Annotated in this window: 12 protein-coding genes; 3 read left to right on the forward strand and 9 right to left on the reverse strand. The window is 65.4% G+C overall.

All coding sequences use genetic code 11. The features are described from left to right. Positions 1-25 precede the first annotated feature (25 nt). The 4 genes from HLH28_RS03910 to HLH28_RS03925 all read right to left on the reverse strand — a co-directional run bounded on the left by HLH28_RS03910 (position 26) and on the right by HLH28_RS03925 (position 5,252). Complete coding sequence (locus HLH28_RS03910; RefSeq protein ID WP_246395648.1) at positions 26-2,542, reverse strand: TonB-dependent receptor; 2,517 nt, start codon at positions 2,540-2,542, stop codon at positions 26-28. A gap of 212 nt (positions 2,543-2,754) precedes the next feature. Beyond that, positions 2,755-3,153 (reverse strand): RidA family protein, encoded by a 399-nt coding sequence (locus HLH28_RS03915; RefSeq protein ID WP_182954703.1) that lies wholly within the window; start codon positions 3,151-3,153, stop codon positions 2,755-2,757. Positions 3,154-3,219: 66 nt separating this feature from the next. Continuing rightward, entirely contained in the window at positions 3,220-4,494 is a 1,275-nt protein-coding gene (locus HLH28_RS03920) for an alanine racemase (RefSeq protein ID WP_182954706.1), read from the reverse strand. Beyond that, complete coding sequence (locus HLH28_RS03925) at positions 4,491-5,252, reverse strand: SDR family NAD(P)-dependent oxidoreductase (protein WP_182954712.1); 762 nt, start codon at positions 5,250-5,252, stop codon at positions 4,491-4,493. The genes HLH28_RS03920 and HLH28_RS03925 overlap by 4 nt, the downstream gene beginning before the upstream one ends. Positions 5,253-5,499: 247 nt before the next feature. Here HLH28_RS03925 and HLH28_RS03930 point away from each other — a divergent pair, with 247 nt between their 5' ends. Further along, complete coding sequence (locus HLH28_RS03930) at positions 5,500-6,246, forward strand: IclR family transcriptional regulator (RefSeq protein ID WP_182954715.1); 747 nt, start codon at positions 5,500-5,502, stop codon at positions 6,244-6,246. 21 nt (positions 6,247-6,267) lie between these two features. Here the strand turns inward: HLH28_RS03930 and HLH28_RS03935 are convergent, their stop codons facing one another. Beyond that, positions 6,268-8,067 (reverse strand): glycosyltransferase family 2 protein, encoded by a 1,800-nt coding sequence (locus HLH28_RS03935; protein ID WP_182954718.1) that lies wholly within the window; start codon positions 8,065-8,067, stop codon positions 6,268-6,270. Positions 8,068-8,268: 201 nt separating this feature from the next. Here HLH28_RS03935 and HLH28_RS03940 point away from each other — a divergent pair, with 201 nt between their 5' ends. Further along, positions 8,269-9,174 (forward strand): DMT family transporter, encoded by a 906-nt coding sequence (locus HLH28_RS03940; RefSeq protein ID WP_182954722.1) that lies wholly within the window; start codon positions 8,269-8,271, stop codon positions 9,172-9,174. Positions 9,175-9,609: 435 nt separating this feature from the next. Here HLH28_RS03940 and HLH28_RS03945 read toward each other — a convergent pair whose 3' ends face one another. Together HLH28_RS03945 and HLH28_RS03950 are read right to left on the reverse strand one after the other, a co-directional pair. Beyond that, a complete protein-coding gene (locus HLH28_RS03945; RefSeq protein WP_182954724.1) occupies positions 9,610-10,980 on the reverse strand; it encodes an MATE family efflux transporter in 1,371 nt (456 codons plus the stop codon). A 106-nt stretch (positions 10,981-11,086) separates the two neighbouring features. Then, entirely contained in the window at positions 11,087-11,422 is a 336-nt protein-coding gene (locus tag HLH28_RS03950) for a GIY-YIG nuclease family protein (protein WP_182954727.1), read from the reverse strand. A 110-nt stretch (positions 11,423-11,532) separates the two neighbouring features. Between HLH28_RS03950 and HLH28_RS03955 the strand changes: the two genes are divergently transcribed. Further along, on the forward strand, positions 11,533-12,150 hold the full coding sequence (locus tag HLH28_RS03955; protein ID WP_182954730.1) for a DUF2239 family protein: 618 nt from the start codon (positions 11,533-11,535) through the stop codon (positions 12,148-12,150). Between the two features lie 678 nt (positions 12,151-12,828). On the opposite strand, the gene HLH28_RS03960 is transcribed toward HLH28_RS03955, so the two are convergent. Together HLH28_RS03960 and HLH28_RS03965 are read right to left on the reverse strand one after the other, a co-directional pair. Next, positions 12,829-15,042 (reverse strand): TonB-dependent siderophore receptor, encoded by a 2,214-nt coding sequence (locus HLH28_RS03960; protein WP_182954734.1) that lies wholly within the window; start codon positions 15,040-15,042, stop codon positions 12,829-12,831. Between the two features lie 276 nt (positions 15,043-15,318). After that, positions 15,319-16,098 (reverse strand): AraC family transcriptional regulator, encoded by a 780-nt coding sequence (locus HLH28_RS03965; RefSeq protein ID WP_182954737.1) that lies wholly within the window; start codon positions 16,096-16,098, stop codon positions 15,319-15,321. Positions 16,099-16,247 lie beyond the last annotated feature (149 nt).

Here is a 16,247-nt window from a genome sequence, read left to right on the forward strand (position 1 = left end):
CTGCGGCGCGCGACCGGACGATGCCTCAGAACGCGCTGGACATCGAAACGAACGCCGCGAACGGCGCCCCGGTCAGATAGATCGGCGCGCTCCCCGCCACGACGGCACCGTGCATGCCCACCATCGTATGCGCGTTCCCCGTCGTGCTGCCCGCGGCGGCCAGGTAATGGACGTCGCCGATATTGATCAGGTTCAGCTGGATCTGCGGATGCCTCGCCGGCCCGATCGAGCGGAAACGATAGCCCAGCGTCAGGTCCGACGTCGTATAGGACGGAATGCTCTCGTCATTCATGAAGGTCGTGTACTGGCTGTCCACATACCGCAGGTTGAAATTGCCGAAGACCGTGCCGTTGTCGTACTGCAGCCCGATCGCCCCGGTGAATTTCGGACTCCCGACCGAGATCTTGCCCTTGGTCGGCAGGATGTCCGCGCCGGCATCGAAATTGTTGTCCATCGTCGAATGCAGGTACTGCCCAGACAGGTACGGGCTGAAATGATGCCAGTACCCCAGCCCGAATTCCGCCTGCACGCCGCGCGACGTCTCGCCCCCGGCATTGATCGGCTCCGCCACCGGGCTGGTCGACCCGGGGATGTAGCCCGAGGACGAGATATTGTGGTTCGTCAGGTTCAGGTTGAACAGCGAGATCGAGAAATTATAGAATCCCGTGTGCCGGTATCCGATTTCCTCGCCGATCGAATATTCCGGCTTCAACGAACCCGCCTTGGCGATCTGCCCGGAATTGGGGTCGTAGTCCGGCGTATAGGCCTCGACCGACACGGGCGCGCGGAACGCCGTCGTGCCGTTGATGAACACCTGGTCGTGGCGGTCGATCTGGTAGCTGGCATAGAATTGCGGCAACGGCTCGAAATAGCTGCCGGTCGCCTTCCACGGGCTCGCCCCCGGCAGGTTGTTGGTGCCGCTCCGATACATCATCGCCGCCTTGAACCCGCCGCCGATCTGTAATTTGTCATGCAGAAGCTTGATATTGTCCGAAACGTACAATGCGTTGACCTGCTGCCAGAAATTCAGGTTGTCGCCGCTCAGGATCTGCCCGTTCGACAGCCGCACCGGGTTCAGCCCATAGCCCGTCACCGGGTTTCCCGCATAGTTCACCAGGTCGTACTGGTACCGCTCGGTATGCGCGGCATAGGAATACCACCAGCCGAACGTCAGCGTGTTGTTGCCATGGGTCCAGCGCAGGGTCGAATTCAGGCCGCTGTTCTTCTGGTTCCACGGATCGTTCAGCAGCGCGGTCAGATAGCCGTTGGTCGCATAAGGCTGCGTCAGCGCCCCGTACTGCGACCCGGGGGTGCCATACGTCGCCGCCCCGAAATAGCCGCCCGACACCGGAATGTTCTCGCCGCCCACCTGCGGGCCGTACTCGTGCACGTAATAGGGCGTCAGGTTCAGCTGCAGTTCCTTCGTCAGCGTAAACTGCATCGGCGCCACGATATTGACGACATTCGAATTGACTTGCGAAAACTTGTAGTAATTCACATCCCCCGGCGTATAGGTCGCATCCAGATTGTAATGATCGCCCATCTGACGCCACTGCTGCAGGGTCGGGTTCAACATCGCATTGATGCTCTGCCGGTTGAACCCCAGGATAAAGCGAATGCTGTTGCCCTGCCCCCATTCCTTCACGAACTTCGAATCCACATGATACCGGAACTGATCCCCCGGCCCCCGCCAGTTATTGGCCGAAGTATAGGAAAAGGACACAAACCCCCGCACCCCGCTATTGCCAATATCACCAGTCTCGAAACGCGCGAATTCCTTGTTGCCGCTATGGGTCCCCCCCATCACGTCCACATACCCGCCCATCCGGTGCGACGGATTGATCTCGAAGGTCGAAATCTGTCCTCCCACCGCATTCAGCAACGGCCCGTCCAGGTCCGGCGAACCCTGCGACACAGTCACCGAACCGATATTCTCGTTATCCACCAACGTCGGCGAAAACGTGACGTAACTCAGCGGATCCGCCTCCGGCGCGCCTTCGAACAGAAAACCGATCTGCGACTGCGTCAGGCCGCGCATCGTCATGGTGTCGTTGGGAAACATCCCCAGCGGATCAATCTTGGCCGATACCACGCCCGGCAGGCTGGCCACCAGATTGTCGATCGAGGTCGTGGGCGCCTGCTTGGCGATATAATCCCGCGTCATGCCGCTCTGCGAACGCGGGGCGCGTTCCACGGGCATAAGCCCGCCGCCAGGCGTGGTATTGGTCACGCCATTGCCGCCCGACATCCCACCGGTCACCGACACGGTTTCGGTCTGGCCGGAATCCGGCAGGATGGACATGCCCATCAGTGTGCCCGATGCCGCGGTACCCACCGTCCGCCCGCTACCCACTGCTGCCCCCGTGGGCGGTACGGACGGCGTGGACACCGCCGCGGGGGTAGCCGCCGCACGCACGGCCGCGGCCTGCCCGGCCGCACGCCGATGCGACGTCGACTGCGCCAGGGTCGGCCCGGGCAGGGCCAGCCCGACCGAGATCATGATACTGGTCGCCCGAAAATTATTCCTGAGAGTCATATTCATGTCAGATGCCTTCCGAAAACAACTTTCAAGACAACGGACTTCCCGATCATGCGGTTGGAGCGCATTTCACGTGGTTCAGAACGGTTTCCATATCTTCCCGACAGCCGGATTTACCGGATGTCGAAAATCGATGGCGTTTTTCTTCTTCTATTCAGCTCATTTACCCAGGCACGCGACCTGCGGCATCCGTGTGACATAACGGATCGCACGCGTCACGCCTTCCTGCGGTCCGCGCGAAATGCCACGCAATCGACCTCGACCTTGCAATCCAGCATCATGCTGGACCGAACGCAGGCGCGCGCCGGCGCCGCATCGCCGAATATCTCGCGGAACACCCGGTTGAACAGCCAGAAATCACGCGGGTCGTCCAGCCACACCCCCACCCGCACCACATCGTCCCAGCCATAGCCCGCCGTGGTCAGGATGCGGGCGATATTCGCGAAACATTGTTGGGATTCGGCGACGATTCCACCAGGAACGATCCCGCCATCTGCGGCACCCACTTGTCCGGACACGTGCAGCCACCCGTCGGCCTCCACCGCGTCGGAAAAGGGCAGCGACAGGCTGCCAGCCGGCACGGCGTCGGAGCGGTAACGAATCAGATCACTCATAAACGGTTCTCTCCGATACGACAGGGTTCGTGCCCCGTCGGACTGTGGGCGGATGCGCGGGGCGCTCTACCCGAACTCGGTCTGATAGGCGGCGGTGACCACGCCGTCCGCGTCGAGCGCGAACAGGATTCGCCACCGATCCAGGCAGGTGCATGGATGGGCAATGCCGAATTCCACGCAATCCCCCACCTGCAGACCGTCTGCTGCCGACCCGCACAGGAAGGCGTGCTGGTCGTTCAACTTCGTCACCATGGCATACGACGGATCGAAATCCGCCACCGGCCCGCCATCGCGATATGCCGCCAGCGGGCGCGGTAGCCCGGCGTCGTTTGATGCATCGCGCAACCCGAATCCGCAGATCGCCACACCCTCTTCCGGCCGGGACAGGACTTCTGCCCACAGCCGCAATGCCGGGCGCAGCGCGGCGAGATCGGGAAAGATCTGTCCCGGCAGTTGTGCCTTGCGTGCGGCCACCGCGTGCAAGGCCTGCTCGTACGGTCCGTGGTCCTGGAAGAATGCCGCGCCGCTGCGCAGGATCAGCGTTGCGTTGCCGTCTGCTGCGGCTATGGGGGCGAGTTGGGCCAGTACCTGGTCGTAGTAGACTGATCCGCCGGCTGTCAGCGTGAGGGGAATGTCTGGTTCGGCGCGGCGTATGCGGGTGAACATTTTTGCTGTCAGCGACAGAAGTGTCGTGATGCGTGATATTGTATCCGCCGGTCCGTCGCCGCTGATCGTTCCTTCGTAGGTGCCGACGCCGGCGAGGCGTAGCCATTGTCCCTCGGCCAGGATGGCGGCCATCACGGCGTCGCCCTGGGCCAGCGTGCGGGCGCCGGCCCGGGCGGCGCCCATCTCGACCAGTACCGGCAGATGCCGTCGTCCCGCCATGCGCGCCGCGGCGGCCAGGCTGCGAACGATGGCCGGGGAATCAGCGAAGAACAGGATCTGCGCGTCGGGATACGCGCGCAGCACCCGCGCCAGGTGGCGCGCCGCGGACGGGCCGCCGAGTTCGTTGGCGAAGATCAGCCGGTCGATGCCCGCGCGCAGCATGACCAGCGCCTGCCGCAGGTTGGCGACGGTCATGCCCCATGCGCCCCCGGCCATCAGCATCGCGGCCAGTTCCGGGATCATCGGCGTCTTGGCGTGGGGGGCGATCGCCACGCCGGCCTGGCGCGCGAAGGCCAGCATCGCGGCCGCGTTTCCGGCGAAGGCCGGCAGGTCCAGCGTCAGGACGGGCAGGGTCATGTCGCCGGACGCGGGCCGCCACCCCTGGGCGGGCACGTCCTGCAGCGCGAGGGTGCCGCTGCCCGGCGGGACCCCGCGCACGGTCTCGTCGAGCGTCATGGCTTGGCCTCGCACACGGTCTGGCCGCCGTCGACGACGATGGTCGTGCCGCTGACATAGGCCGCGTCGTCCGATGCCAGGAAGAGGCATGCCCCGGCGATGTCGTCGGGCGTGCCCAGCCGGCCCAGCGGCACCGACCGTTCCATGCCGGCAATGAAGTCCGCCGAGCGCGTGCGCTGCATGGCGTCCGTCAGGATGTTGCCCGGCTCGACCCCGTTGACGGTGATGCCGTAGGGCGCCAGTTCCATGCATGCCCCGCGGATCAGCCCGACGATGCCGGCCTTGCTGGCGCCGTAATGGCCGTGCCCGGCGCTGCTGACCCGCGGCCCCGTCACCGACGACATAAAGATGATGCGCCCGGCCTGCTGGCGCTTCATAATCGGCAGGCACGCCTTCAGCGACAGGAAGCAACCCTTGAGATTGACGGACAGGACCTGGTCCCATTCCTGCTCGGACGTGTCTTCCAGCAATGTCCATGGAAAGATGCCGGCATTCTGGACCAGGATGTCGACACGCCCGAAGCGTTCGACCGTTTCGCGAACCAGCCGTTCGGTCGCCTCGCGGCTGGACACGTCCGTCCGCACGACATGAACGGCCCCGGGCACGCCCAGCCGTGCGGCCAGCGCCTGGGCCGGGGCCTCGTCCCAGTCGCCGATCACCACCGACGCGCCTTCGCGCACGAAGCGCGTCACGATCGCCGCGCCAATTCCCTGCGCACCGCCGATCACGATCGCCGTCTTGCCTGCCAGTCGTCCCATCGCATCCTCACACGCCGCCCGGATACCGCCGCGCCCGTCGCGCGCCGGCTGCCCGGGCGGAGTAACGGCGCGCCACCAGGGCGGCGCGCCGCACTCCAACAAGGGGTTCCGTTGCCCTTGACAATTGTCCTATATACTGGACATATATCCCGTATATCGGACAACCGGATAGTAGGCATACCGTCCAATTCGCTGCAAGAACAAAATCGGGAAGAGAATGATGGGTGGTGGAAATGAAGGTGGGCGCATGCGTGGCGTCGACCGCGTGCTGCAATTGCTGGAGGTGCTGCATACGGCGCGCGAGCCGTTGCGCATCGGGGAGCTGGCGCGGCGGCTGAACGCCCCGCGATCGACCACCTACGACCTGGTCAACACGCTGCTCGCGGCCGGGATCCTGGAAACCTACGAGGAGGAATCACGCGTCTTCTTCGGCCGCACGCTGCATTTCTATGCGTCGGATTACATGAACGGCCATCGCCTCAGCCGCCTTGCCCGCAAGGAGGTGCAGGACCTGTGCGCCGGCACGGGGCAGACCAGCCAGTATTGCGCGCTGACCCGCGACAAGTTCACCGTGCTGCACATGGAAACCGGCAACGCGATGTTCAAGATCAGTTCCGATATCGGCATCGCCCTGCCCCTGCCGTGGACGGCGTCGGGCCGGCTGCTGGTCGACCACATGACCGCCGATGAAATCCTGGCTTTCGTACCCGAGGAGGATTTCATCCTGCCCAATGGCCACCGCATCGACCGCGCGACCTTCTGCGCGGAAGTCGCCGCCGCGCGGCGGGACGATTTTTTCTCGACCAAGGGGCTGGTCGACGATTTCGCCGAATGCCTGGCGGTTCCGGTGCGCGACGCCGCCGGCGTCGCGGTGGGGTGCATGTGCCTGATCACCGTCCGCGACCGCGATCCCGACGAACGCGGCCGCTATCTGGACCAGCTTCATGCCAGCGGCGAACGGCTGAGCCGCGCGCTGTCGATCAAGGCGGGGTGAGCCCCGGGCCCGGCGGGCGGATCAGGCGCCGTAGCGTTCCAGCAGTTCGTCCCAGCCCGCCCTGACATGGGGCGCGTAGGGCGCGTCCCGGACCACGTCGCGGCTTTGCCGGACCAGGTCGCGGATGCGGTCGCGGAACAGGGCGCGGGCATCGGCTTCGGCGGCGCGGATGTCGGGGATGGCGCGCAGGCGCGCCATCTCGGCCTCCAGCGCCGGAAGGAACGGCAGCAGCCGCGTTTCGGGCAACGCCTGGTCGGAATCGAAGAACCGGACGAAGGCGTCCAGGAAGCGCGCGGTGAACTGGCGCGTCGGCCGCGGGTCGCTGTTCCCGCCGCGGGGGCGGCTGCTTTTCCAGACGAATTCCTCGAACGATTTGTAAAAATGATGCGCGATCCAGGCGTTTTCCTCCGACAGCCTGCCGACGGCCACGCTGGGCGATGCCTCGGTATGCAGCAGGGCCCCTGACGCGTCGAGCGTGCGGAACGACCGCTGCGCCGCCCAGTGCGGGTTGTGGGCGTGCGCGAAGGGCGACAGGCGGGTCTGCGTCGCGGATTTCACCAGGGCGTTTTCCGGCGGTTCGCGCCGCTGGAACCGGGCCGTCATCGGGGCGTCGTCGTGATGCAGCAGGCCGCCGGGCGTCATCATCACCCATGAAAACGCCACCGCGTCGGCGCCCCGGGCCTCCTGCAGGTCCAGGAACGGGCCGATATGGGTATAGCGGTCGGGATCGAGCGCCAGCATTTCGTCCAGGTCGATCACCAGCGTCCATCTGTAATCGAGCATCTGCGGCACCGCCGACAGGGCGGCGGCGTAGGCCTTGCGCTGGATCCGCGTGGCGGACTGGGGGTTGGTGTCGATCCAGGTGATCAGGCCGTGGCGCGCCAGGGCCGCCAGCAGCGCGTCGGACCCGTCCACATTGTTGTTCGAGCAGATGAAGATATGGTCGAAGCCGATCATCCGGTGCCAGGCGACCCATTCCAGCAGGTAGATCGCCTCGTCCCGCGCCGTGGCCAGGACGCAGGCGCGCCGGCGCGGCGCGACCAGCCGCCGCGCCTGGCCCAGCAGGGCGAAGCCCAGCGGCGGGGGCCCATGTTCGCCGTAGTCGGCGCGGCCGAGGAAATCGGTGTCGCCATCCAGCCGCCGGTGCGCCAGCGGGCGGCGGTGGGCGCGCCACGACACGAGGTCGGGCAGGACGGCGCGGATCCAGTAATCGTCGGGCACGGCCCGGCGCAGGCGCGCCAGCATCGCGGGTTCGTTCAGGACGATGCCGGCGAAGCGTTCCATTTCGTCGCGCGGCAGCAGGCGCAGGAACGCCACCAGGGCCCTGGCCTGCACGCCGGCCGCCGCCGCGCGGCACCAGCCCCGCAGCGCCATCGCGCCCATCCCGCCGGACACGACCGCGTGGATCGCCGCCGCCAGCGCGGCGTCCGGCCCGGCCGTGCCGGCGGGGGGCGGTTCGATCGCGAACTGTTCCCACCCGCCGAGGCGCGGCCGGTCGCAGCGTGCCGGCGCGTTCTGGTCGGGCGGCAGGGCGCAGACATAATGTTCCCACATCGGATGGCGCAGCCCGACCCGGCCCTGCCCCGCCGGCACCAGGCGGTAGGACAGCAGCGCGCGCGGCAGGGCGTCGTCCGCGTCGCAGGCCAGGGCGGGCGCCGCGCCCGCCGCCATCAGGAACCCCAGGTCCGGCCGTGCCGGATGGCGGACCAGCAGCACCGGCACCATGCCGGGCGCGGTATGAAGCCGCCCGGTCGCGGGATCGGCGGCAAGCAGGCCCCCATGCGCGTCCTTGAGCACATGGACCAGAAGAGTATCGACCATCGGGCATCCCGGGACGTGACAGATGCGGCCCAATGGGGGGGATCTTTATGAAGGTTCGGTTAGAGCCCGCGTGGAAATCGGGCCGGCCGGCGATGCGGGGCGCGTTTCCTGCGCCGCGCGAGGGGCAGTCGCGTTCCGGGCAGGCTGGTGGACGGGGCGGCGATCTGCTACCGGACTGGTTCCATTCGTTGCGGGGTCGCCATGGTTCGCGTTTCGGATCGTGATCGTGAGCGTGATCGTCGGCATGGCGTCGCCCTTGTCGCCCTGTCCGCCGTGCTGTGGAGCACGGCCGGGCTGTTCGTCCGGATGGCGGCCCTCGATTCCTGGACCATCGTGGCGTGGCGTTCGCTGTTCACCGTCCTGACGCTCGGCGCGATCGCGGTGGTCCGGCACCGCGTCACGCCGGCGCGGCGGGTGATCCGCCTGGGCTGGACCGAGCTGACGGCCATCGCGCTGTCGGTCGTTTCGTCGATCAGCTATATCGTCGCGCTGGATATCACGACGGTGGCGAACGTCATGACGGTCTATGCCGCGCTGCCGTTCATCGCGACCGGGATCGCCTTCCTGTGGCTGCACGAGCGTGTCACGAAGCGGTTCCTGGTCGCCGGGGCGGTGGCCCTGGGGGGCATCGTCCTGATGGCCGGGGCGGCGGCGACCGCGCGCGACCTGCTGGGCATCGGGGCGGCGGTCGTCATGACCGCGGGCTTCGCGACGCAGCTGGTCCATGCCAAGCGCCATCCGGCGATGGACACCACCGTCATGAGCGCGCTGGCCGCCGCCGGGTGCCTGCTGGTCGCCGCCCCCCTGGCGCAGCCCACCCTGCCGACGCCGGCGCAGCTTGTGGCCTGCGCGCTGTTCGGGATCGTGACGACCGGGCTGGCCTATGTCCTGGTGCTGGCCGGCGGGCGACTGATCTCGTCCGGCGAGGCCGGGTTCATTTCCATGCTCGACGTGGTGCTGGGGCCGCTGTGGGTCTGGATCTTCTACGCCGAGCGGCCCGGCGGCACGGTCCTGGCCGGGGGTGGCATCGTCCTGGCCTCGGTCGCCTGGTATCTTGCCACCCATCGCGGCCCCGAAATCGACGTCGACGCCGCGCAGATCGTGTGACGGCCGGGGGGATGGGGCGATCGGGTGCCGCGCGTGGCGGCGAGCCGATGGGGCCGCGTTCCGCCGTGATCGATCCGGCTGGCGGGGTCGGCGGATCCGCGCAGGTGGCCGCAGGCGTTCCTCGATCGGAATGCCGTGGATGGGGTGAGCGGCTGATTCGTCGTCAGGGTGAAGGCGGGCGTCGGGTTTGGGCGGGCCGTACAGGATCGGGGGCGGCCCCTTCAGGATGTCGATGCGGTTCGGCAGACGGGGAGCGATCTGCCGGGGCACATGGCAGGCGGCGTTGCATGGGCGCGGATTGTTCGGGAACGCGTCCGCCGGCGGCGCGCCTGGAAGTCCTGGATTTCGGCCGGATCGAGCCGGGTCGTCCAGCCCGGACGCCGCATTCCCGAGGCGCGGGATTGTGGCGCGGCGCCCCGGCGGGGTGGATGACGCCTATCCGATGGATTCCGTGACGTGCCCCCGGCCGGATACCGGCGTGCCAAGGTGCCGCCGGAAGGCGCGGCGGAGCAGCAGCAGGCTGACCGATGCCTGGAGCACGACCGAAGCGTTCGAGAGCCGCCATATGTCGTGGAGCGTCGCCTGTGGCCAGTGCGCGAGCAGGATCACGGGCAGAACGAAGGTGACGAGGCGGCTGGCGGTGCCGGCCAGTGCCGGGCCCGTGTTGCCGAAGCCCTGAAACATGGCCGAGCAGCTGAAGACCAGTCCCATCGCGACGAAATTCCAGGACACGACGCGGAGATAGTCTGATGCGACGGCGGCGACCGTCGGATTGCCGGTGAAGACCCGGACCAGCAGGTCCGGATGCAGCCGGCACAGGAACGTCAGTGCCAGCATGATCCCGCTGCCGGTCAGGGCCGTGGCGCGGAAGGTTGCGCGAACGCGATCGGCGCGGCCCGCGCCGTGGTTCTGCGCGGCGATGGGGGCCGCGGCAAAGGCGACCGCCATCGCGGGCAGGAAGATCGACTGCATGACGCGCGAACCGATGCCGAACCCGGCCTGGGCGTCCGAGCCGTAGCGGCGCAGCGCCCAGTAGACCACGCCCGAGATCACGAACATCAGCAGGAATTCGCCCGAAGCCGGCAGGCCGGTCGCCGCGATCCGCCGCCATGTCGCAAGCCGTGGCGCCGCCGCGCGGAGTTGCAATGTCGTGTCGAGCCTGCCGAACAGCACGACCTGCGCGACCGTGCCGATGGCGGCCGCGCCCGAGCTTGCGAACCCGGCGCCCGCGACGCCGAAGGGATGGCCGGTGCCCCATCCGGCGACCAGGACGGGGGCGAGCGCGGCGTTGAGCAGCACCGTCGCCGACTGGATCGCCATCGGCGCGCCGACGATGCCCGCCGCCCGCAACGCCGCGCCCAGCGCGGCGCCTGGAAACATGAGCGCCAGGGACGGCAGGAGGGCGAAGAGATACGCGCGAGCCGCCATCGCCGTGCGGTCGTCGGCCGACAGCACCGTCATGAGCGATCCGCCGGCCGGATAGCCGGCCAGCAGCGTCGCGGCGCCCGCGACCATCGCCATGCCGATGGCCTGTTCGAACACGGTTTGCGCCCCCGCCGCATCCCTGGCGCCGATCGCGCGGGCGATCAGGGACAGAGCGCCGACCGAGACCGCCTGGCTGAGGGCCATGACGAAGAGCATCACGCTGCCGGCCGCGGCCACGCCCGCGACCGCCGGCCCGCCGAGCCGGGCCACGAAGTAGAGATCGACGAGCAGGTACAGGGTCTGCACGATCAGCCCGAAGCCGATGAAGCCCGCCATTCCGGCGAGCAGGCGCGGGATGGAGCCCTGGGTCAGGTCGCGCATCGGGGCGGCCTTTTGCCGGGCGTGCCGTCCGTGCGCGTGTGGCGGTGATGGCGCATCAAGGTCACCTGAGTTGGGTGGAGGTCGCCCGGGCCGGGCCGTTTCGGCATCAGATGCGGATGGCCTGCAGTTTTCCGGCCCATCGGGTGAGGAGGTCTTTCAGCATGGCGTCCCGGACGTAGCCGGTCTCCTCGCCCTGGAGCCGTTCGACGACCTCGAACGTGAAGGCGGTGCTGCCGTGGGCGGTCCATGCGTCCTGGAGCGAACGGTGGGGGTTGCTGCCCTGGCGGAGGGTGAACCACAGCCGGTTTTGGATCGTCGAGAGGTCGGGCGCGCCGCCCAGCCATATCTGACCGGATGTCGCGCACCGCACGGCGTAGACGCCCGCTGCCGGTTTTCGCTCCTTGTAGGCCGAGACGGCAGCCTTCCGCCTTTCCCGTTCCATGCGTCGTGTGCCCCATCGGTTGGTGGGGCATTGGTATCGGAACGGGGCGCGCGATGCAATATCACCCGGGTATATTGACAATGGTCCGTATAATGCCGGATAAAAATAGGATGTCGGATTATCTCTCCATCCCCTGCACCGCGTTCGCCGGCACCCGGCGGATCGCCAGCGGCGCGCTGGTCGACGTGGCGCTTGCGATCAAGGCGGCGGCGGCGCGCGAGCCGGTTCTGACCTTCGATGATGCGACGGGCGCGGTGATCGATTTCGATCTTCGTGGCACCACGGCCGAGATCGTCACGCGATTGACGCGGCAGGGCGAGCGCGAGGCATCGGCGGCGCGGCCCCGGATTCGTCCGGAGGGCGATGCGCCGGCGCGGCCCCGGGGGCGGCCCAGGCTGGGCGTGGTTGCGCGCGAGGTCACGCTGCTGCCGCGCCATTGGGAGTGGCTGGGGATGCAGGCGGGGGGCGCGTCGCAGGCATTGCGGCGCCTGGTCGATGAGGCGCGTCGTTCCGACAATGGGCAGACGCAGGTCAAAATGGCGCGTGAACGCGCCTATCGTTTCCTGTCGGGGCTGGCGGGCGATCTGCCCGGTTTCGAAGAGGCGGCGCGTGCCCTGTTCGCAGGAGATGGCGATGCCTTTGCCGCCCGTATGGCGGCGTGGCCGCCCGATGTGAGGGACCATGCGTTGCGGCTGGCATGCGCTGATCCGGCGATGGGTAAGGGGTGATGGTTGGGTGTTGGTGCAGGCAGTTGCAGTTTCTGAAAACCCGGTCAAGTCAGTGGCTTGGTAGGGTTCTGTTCGGAAAAACCGAGGCTCTCTCCCGAATAACTGTTTTATTCCAGAGTTATGGGAAGAAGGCTCAAACCGAGGGTATCATACCTCGCAATCTCTTGCGATTATCCGCATTGACGTGCGGCACCTGCAGACAGGCCGCTTTGGGGGAAACCAGAATGTCGGCTCAGTGGTGATAAAGAGAGACAGCGGTCAGATTGTAGGCCTCGATCTTCAGTTAGAGCAGACTTGGAAATATCTGAGGCTGATTAAACGGGGGTTTGTCAGAGCTATGGCTAGGGAGGCTGTTCTATTCCAGGACGCGTTCGAAACGTGATGAGACAGACGACGGCTGACAACAAGACGACCGGTTGAGAGCGGTCGGTATACGCCTTTCTCCGATCCTGCCGCCTCAAGGCAGCAGGGCGGAAAAAAGCCATCACAGGTGCATCGCCTCAACCCAGTCTGCCAGCGATCCGTCAGGCCATTCTTGCTCGCATCCTCCGACCACCATGCCGACAGTGCCCTCACTGCGGCAGGACGTTCAGCCCGCCCTCAGCACAGAAAATGCCAAAGTAGTGCTAATCGGGTCTTTCCGATCTCTGCGTCCTATTGAGGATGGGAACGAAAAAACTACCAACTATATCCTAAGCTGAATTGAGCGTTGCGTCGCTCTCCATAATAGCAATATTCACCATCGGTGCCGTAGGCGAAACAGTTGGCGATATAGTTCTTGTCGAAGAGGTTGCGGACATTCGCCGACATCTTCCACCCATGGAGCGAAGGGGACGCATTTGACAGATCATAGGTCACGGACGCATCGAAGAGGGCGTATTGCGGAAGCCACACGCTGCCATAAGTTGCTTCACCACCATAGGCTTTCGCGGAATAGCGCATGCCGCCGCCGAAGCCGAAACCTTTGAGGCGCCCCGAGGGCATCGTGTAGAAGGCGAACAGGGAGGCATTTCCCTTGCCGGACTGGATAAGCGGCTTTCCGGTTGAATCGTCATGCACTTTCTGGACGCTGACTGCCGCCGTGATCATGAGATTCTTGTAGGGTTCCGCATGGGCTTCGAACTCGAACCCATCCGAATGGACCAGTCCACTCTGGACGCTGTATCCGGTATTGGCGACGGAAACGAGCACATTGCTTTGCTCGATATGGAAGCCCGCTGCGGTGAGGAGAATGGATGTGCCCGGAAGCTGATATTTCAGTCCGCCCTCAAGCTGCTTGCCTATGGAAGGGTTTGCCTGCCGCAGTGTGGACCCGCCATCATTGGAGACCAGGCCCGATTGCGGCTGAAAAGAGGTCGAATAGCTGATGTAGGGAGAAAGTCCGAAATCGAAGTGATAGAGGCCGGAGGCGCGCCATGTGATCTGGCTCGAATTCTGGCGGGTATCCGTGTCGGAGAAGCGTTCGATCTGACGGGAACTATACCAGTCATTGCGGATGCTGCCGGTAAGTATCAAGCGGTGCCAGCGGATTTCGTCCTGGCCGTAGGCGCCGATCTGATGGGAGTGCGTTACATAATTCAGATAAGGCGTCAGGCCGGGGATCTGCATGTGATAGTCGGGGTGCAGGACGTCCAGGTCGGGGGCGTCGCCGTAGGATTCGGTGTCGTTCGCCCGCTGCTGCATGTAGTCGAACCCGAACATCATCATATGGCGCAACGGTCCGGTGCGCACATGGCCCTTGAACTGGCTGTCGAAGGCCAGGTTGTAGGTATGCTCATGGGTTCCATATGCGGAGCGAGAGAGCATCTCGCCGCTGGTGCCGTCGTCGCTGTCATAATAACCGTTATCATAGACGCTACGGTAGGTGGTCATGATGTCGTCGTACCGTCCGCGCGTGCTGAAGCTCCAGTCGTTGTTGAAACGGTGGTTGAAAATGTAGGTGATCGCACCCTGTCGGCGGTTGAATTTTTCGGAAGGTACGTCGCCATCATAGAAATTTCTCGGAAGATAGCCATATGACGCCGGCTTGAGCGAACCGACCAACGGCACGCCGCCATAGGAGCCGCTCTCTGGATCGTACTGGTAGTTGCCCAGCAGGGTCAGGGTGCTGGGTCCATCTCCCCCGAACGTGAAGGACGGGCTTATGCTGAAGCGTCTGCTCCCCGTCTTGCTGAGCTGGGTATGCTGCCCATTCGCCGTTCCATAGATCCGGTAGCGGACGAGGCCGTCATCTGTTGCGAACCCGCCGACATCGGCATCGACGCGATAGAGATCGAACATGCCGCCGGTCGTGGTCACGCCGCCATAGGACCGCTGGTCGGTCGGCAGTTTGCTGGACAACGCGACGAGCCCGCCTGGGCTAGACTGGCCATAAAGCGCGGAGGCCGGACCCTTGAGGATTTCGACGCGATCAAGGCGAAACGTATCGGTCTGGGCGACTGCGAATCCTGTAGGGCTGTCCTGAAATTTCAATCCGTCGAGGAAGGTGGGGACTGTGAAACCGCGCAGGTCGAAGAGGTCGTAGCGTGTTCCTTCGCCGCCGCGTGTATCAGCGGTGATGCCTGCGGCGTAACGCACCGCCTGATTGAGCGTCAGTACGCCGCGCACGTCCATCTCGTCACGGGTGACGACGGTGACCGACTGTGCCGTCTCGACAAGAGGCATATTCGTCTTGGTGGCGGAAGAGGCCACCGTTGACGCCACGTGGCCATGCACCTCGATCTGCTCGGCACGCACGGCGGGTGTTGCTGGCTTGCCGGTGGCCGTTCGGTCTGTGGCAGCCGTTCCAGTATGCCGGAGCTTGTCGGCTTTTTTCTCCTGCCCGGCAGCGAGGGCCGTGTCGCTCAGGATGAGCGAGAAAAGAATCGTGTAGATAATCCTGTTGCGCTGCATGCCCGACTCATCTCGCGACCGCCACTTATTCCCCAAAGGGGCGCCGGTCCGCATTGTTATTAAGAATAAGACTTAGTTGCGTTCCTAGCCACATTCAGAAGTCGCATCAACCGACGAGCTTGCCGTTGGCCCGAACACCAGCAAATTTTGCCTGATCGCCAACGCCCGATCGCTGAGATAGGGCTTCTGGGCACGCTGTCGGCGGGCGGGGCAGTTATTGCCCAATAAGAAGGGGGGCTATGGGCCGGAAAGAGGCGCCGCGTGAGGCGCTCCTGGCTACGGCAGTGGCGCTGGCGATGAACCGAATCGTAGAGTGCTGGGGGCGACCCCGAACGTTCGATGGAACATCGTGCTGAAGCTGCCCGCGTTGTGGTAGCCAAGATCGAACGCGACTTCCGCGATCGACTGGCCCGCCGCGATCCGGGATGCCGCCTCGATGACCCGTACTCGGCGACGCCACGCCGCAAAGCCCATCCCCATTTCCAGTTGAAAGAGGCGGGTAAAGGTGCGCCGCGCCATGCCGGATTCCCGCGCCCAATGATCGATGTCGCGGCAATCTCCCGGCTGGGCGGCAATTGCCTCGCACACGCGGCGTAGACGGGGGTCCGATGGAAAATGCAGGCGATCCGCGATCCGCGGCGCGCGCCGGATTTCATCGACCAGAAGCCGGGCGATGGTCGACATGCGGTCGTCCATGACGAAATCGAATCTCATGGCGATGATCTCGTCCACCAGACCCCGCATGAGGATGGAGGCATCGAACATCTTGCATGGAAGGTCGGTGCCGGCGACGCAGGAATCAATATAGATGACCTGGAACATCAGATCGGTGCGGCAGGTCGCCTGATGGACCGTGTCGGCGGGAAGCCACAGGCCCTGGCCGGGACCGAGCACGAAGCTCCTGCCTTGCGTGTTGACCGTCACGGTTCCGGCCTGAAACACCGCCAATTGCGCCCGGTCATGTGCGTGGTACTCGTCCACGAAGCCGCCGACGTAGCAATCCGCGAAACCGACGACGGGAGGCGGGTGGAGCGGAAGGTCGGCAGTGCGTTTCATGACGCTACGATCCCGTCCATTTTTTCGTAGAGAGTGCCCGACAGGCGGCAAATGTCCCGTGTTCCGTTGCAATTCGCTTGGGTGGACGATCGGCCGTCGCAGCCGCTTCCCCAGGGCGGGGTCGGCAATCAAGCACACGAATATGTGCT

This window comes from Gluconacetobacter tumulisoli (genome assembly GCF_014174155.1).
Lineage (GTDB): Bacteria > Pseudomonadota > Alphaproteobacteria > Acetobacterales > Acetobacteraceae > Gluconacetobacter > Gluconacetobacter tumulisoli.

Coding starts and splice junctions, on each gene's coding strand:
- HLH28_RS03910 (WP_246395648.1), bottom strand. CDS start 2,542: ATGAATATGACTCTCAGGAATAATTTTCGGGCGACCAGTATCATGATC.
- HLH28_RS03915 (WP_182954703.1), bottom strand. CDS start 3,153: ATGAGTGATCTGATTCGTTACCGCTCCGACGCCGTGCCGGCTGGCAGC.
- HLH28_RS03920 (WP_182954706.1), bottom strand. CDS start 4,494: ATGACGCTCGACGAGACCGTGCGCGGGGTCCCGCCGGGCAGCGGCACC.
- HLH28_RS03925 (WP_182954712.1), bottom strand. CDS start 5,252: ATGGGACGACTGGCAGGCAAGACGGCGATCGTGATCGGCGGTGCGCAG.
- HLH28_RS03930 (WP_182954715.1), top strand. CDS start 5,500: ATGCGTGGCGTCGACCGCGTGCTGCAATTGCTGGAGGTGCTGCATACG.
- HLH28_RS03935 (WP_182954718.1), bottom strand. CDS start 8,067: ATGGTCGATACTCTTCTGGTCCATGTGCTCAAGGACGCGCATGGGGGC.
- HLH28_RS03940 (WP_182954722.1), top strand. CDS start 8,269: ATGGTTCGCGTTTCGGATCGTGATCGTGAGCGTGATCGTCGGCATGGC.
- HLH28_RS03945 (WP_182954724.1), bottom strand. CDS start 10,980: ATGCGCGACCTGACCCAGGGCTCCATCCCGCGCCTGCTCGCCGGAATG.
- HLH28_RS03950 (WP_182954727.1), bottom strand. CDS start 11,422: ATGGAACGGGAAAGGCGGAAGGCTGCCGTCTCGGCCTACAAGGAGCGA.
- HLH28_RS03955 (WP_182954730.1), top strand. CDS start 11,533: ATGTCGGATTATCTCTCCATCCCCTGCACCGCGTTCGCCGGCACCCGG.
- HLH28_RS03960 (WP_182954734.1), bottom strand. CDS start 15,042: ATGCAGCGCAACAGGATTATCTACACGATTCTTTTCTCGCTCATCCTG.
- HLH28_RS03965 (WP_182954737.1), bottom strand. CDS start 16,098: ATGAAACGCACTGCCGACCTTCCGCTCCACCCGCCTCCCGTCGTCGGT.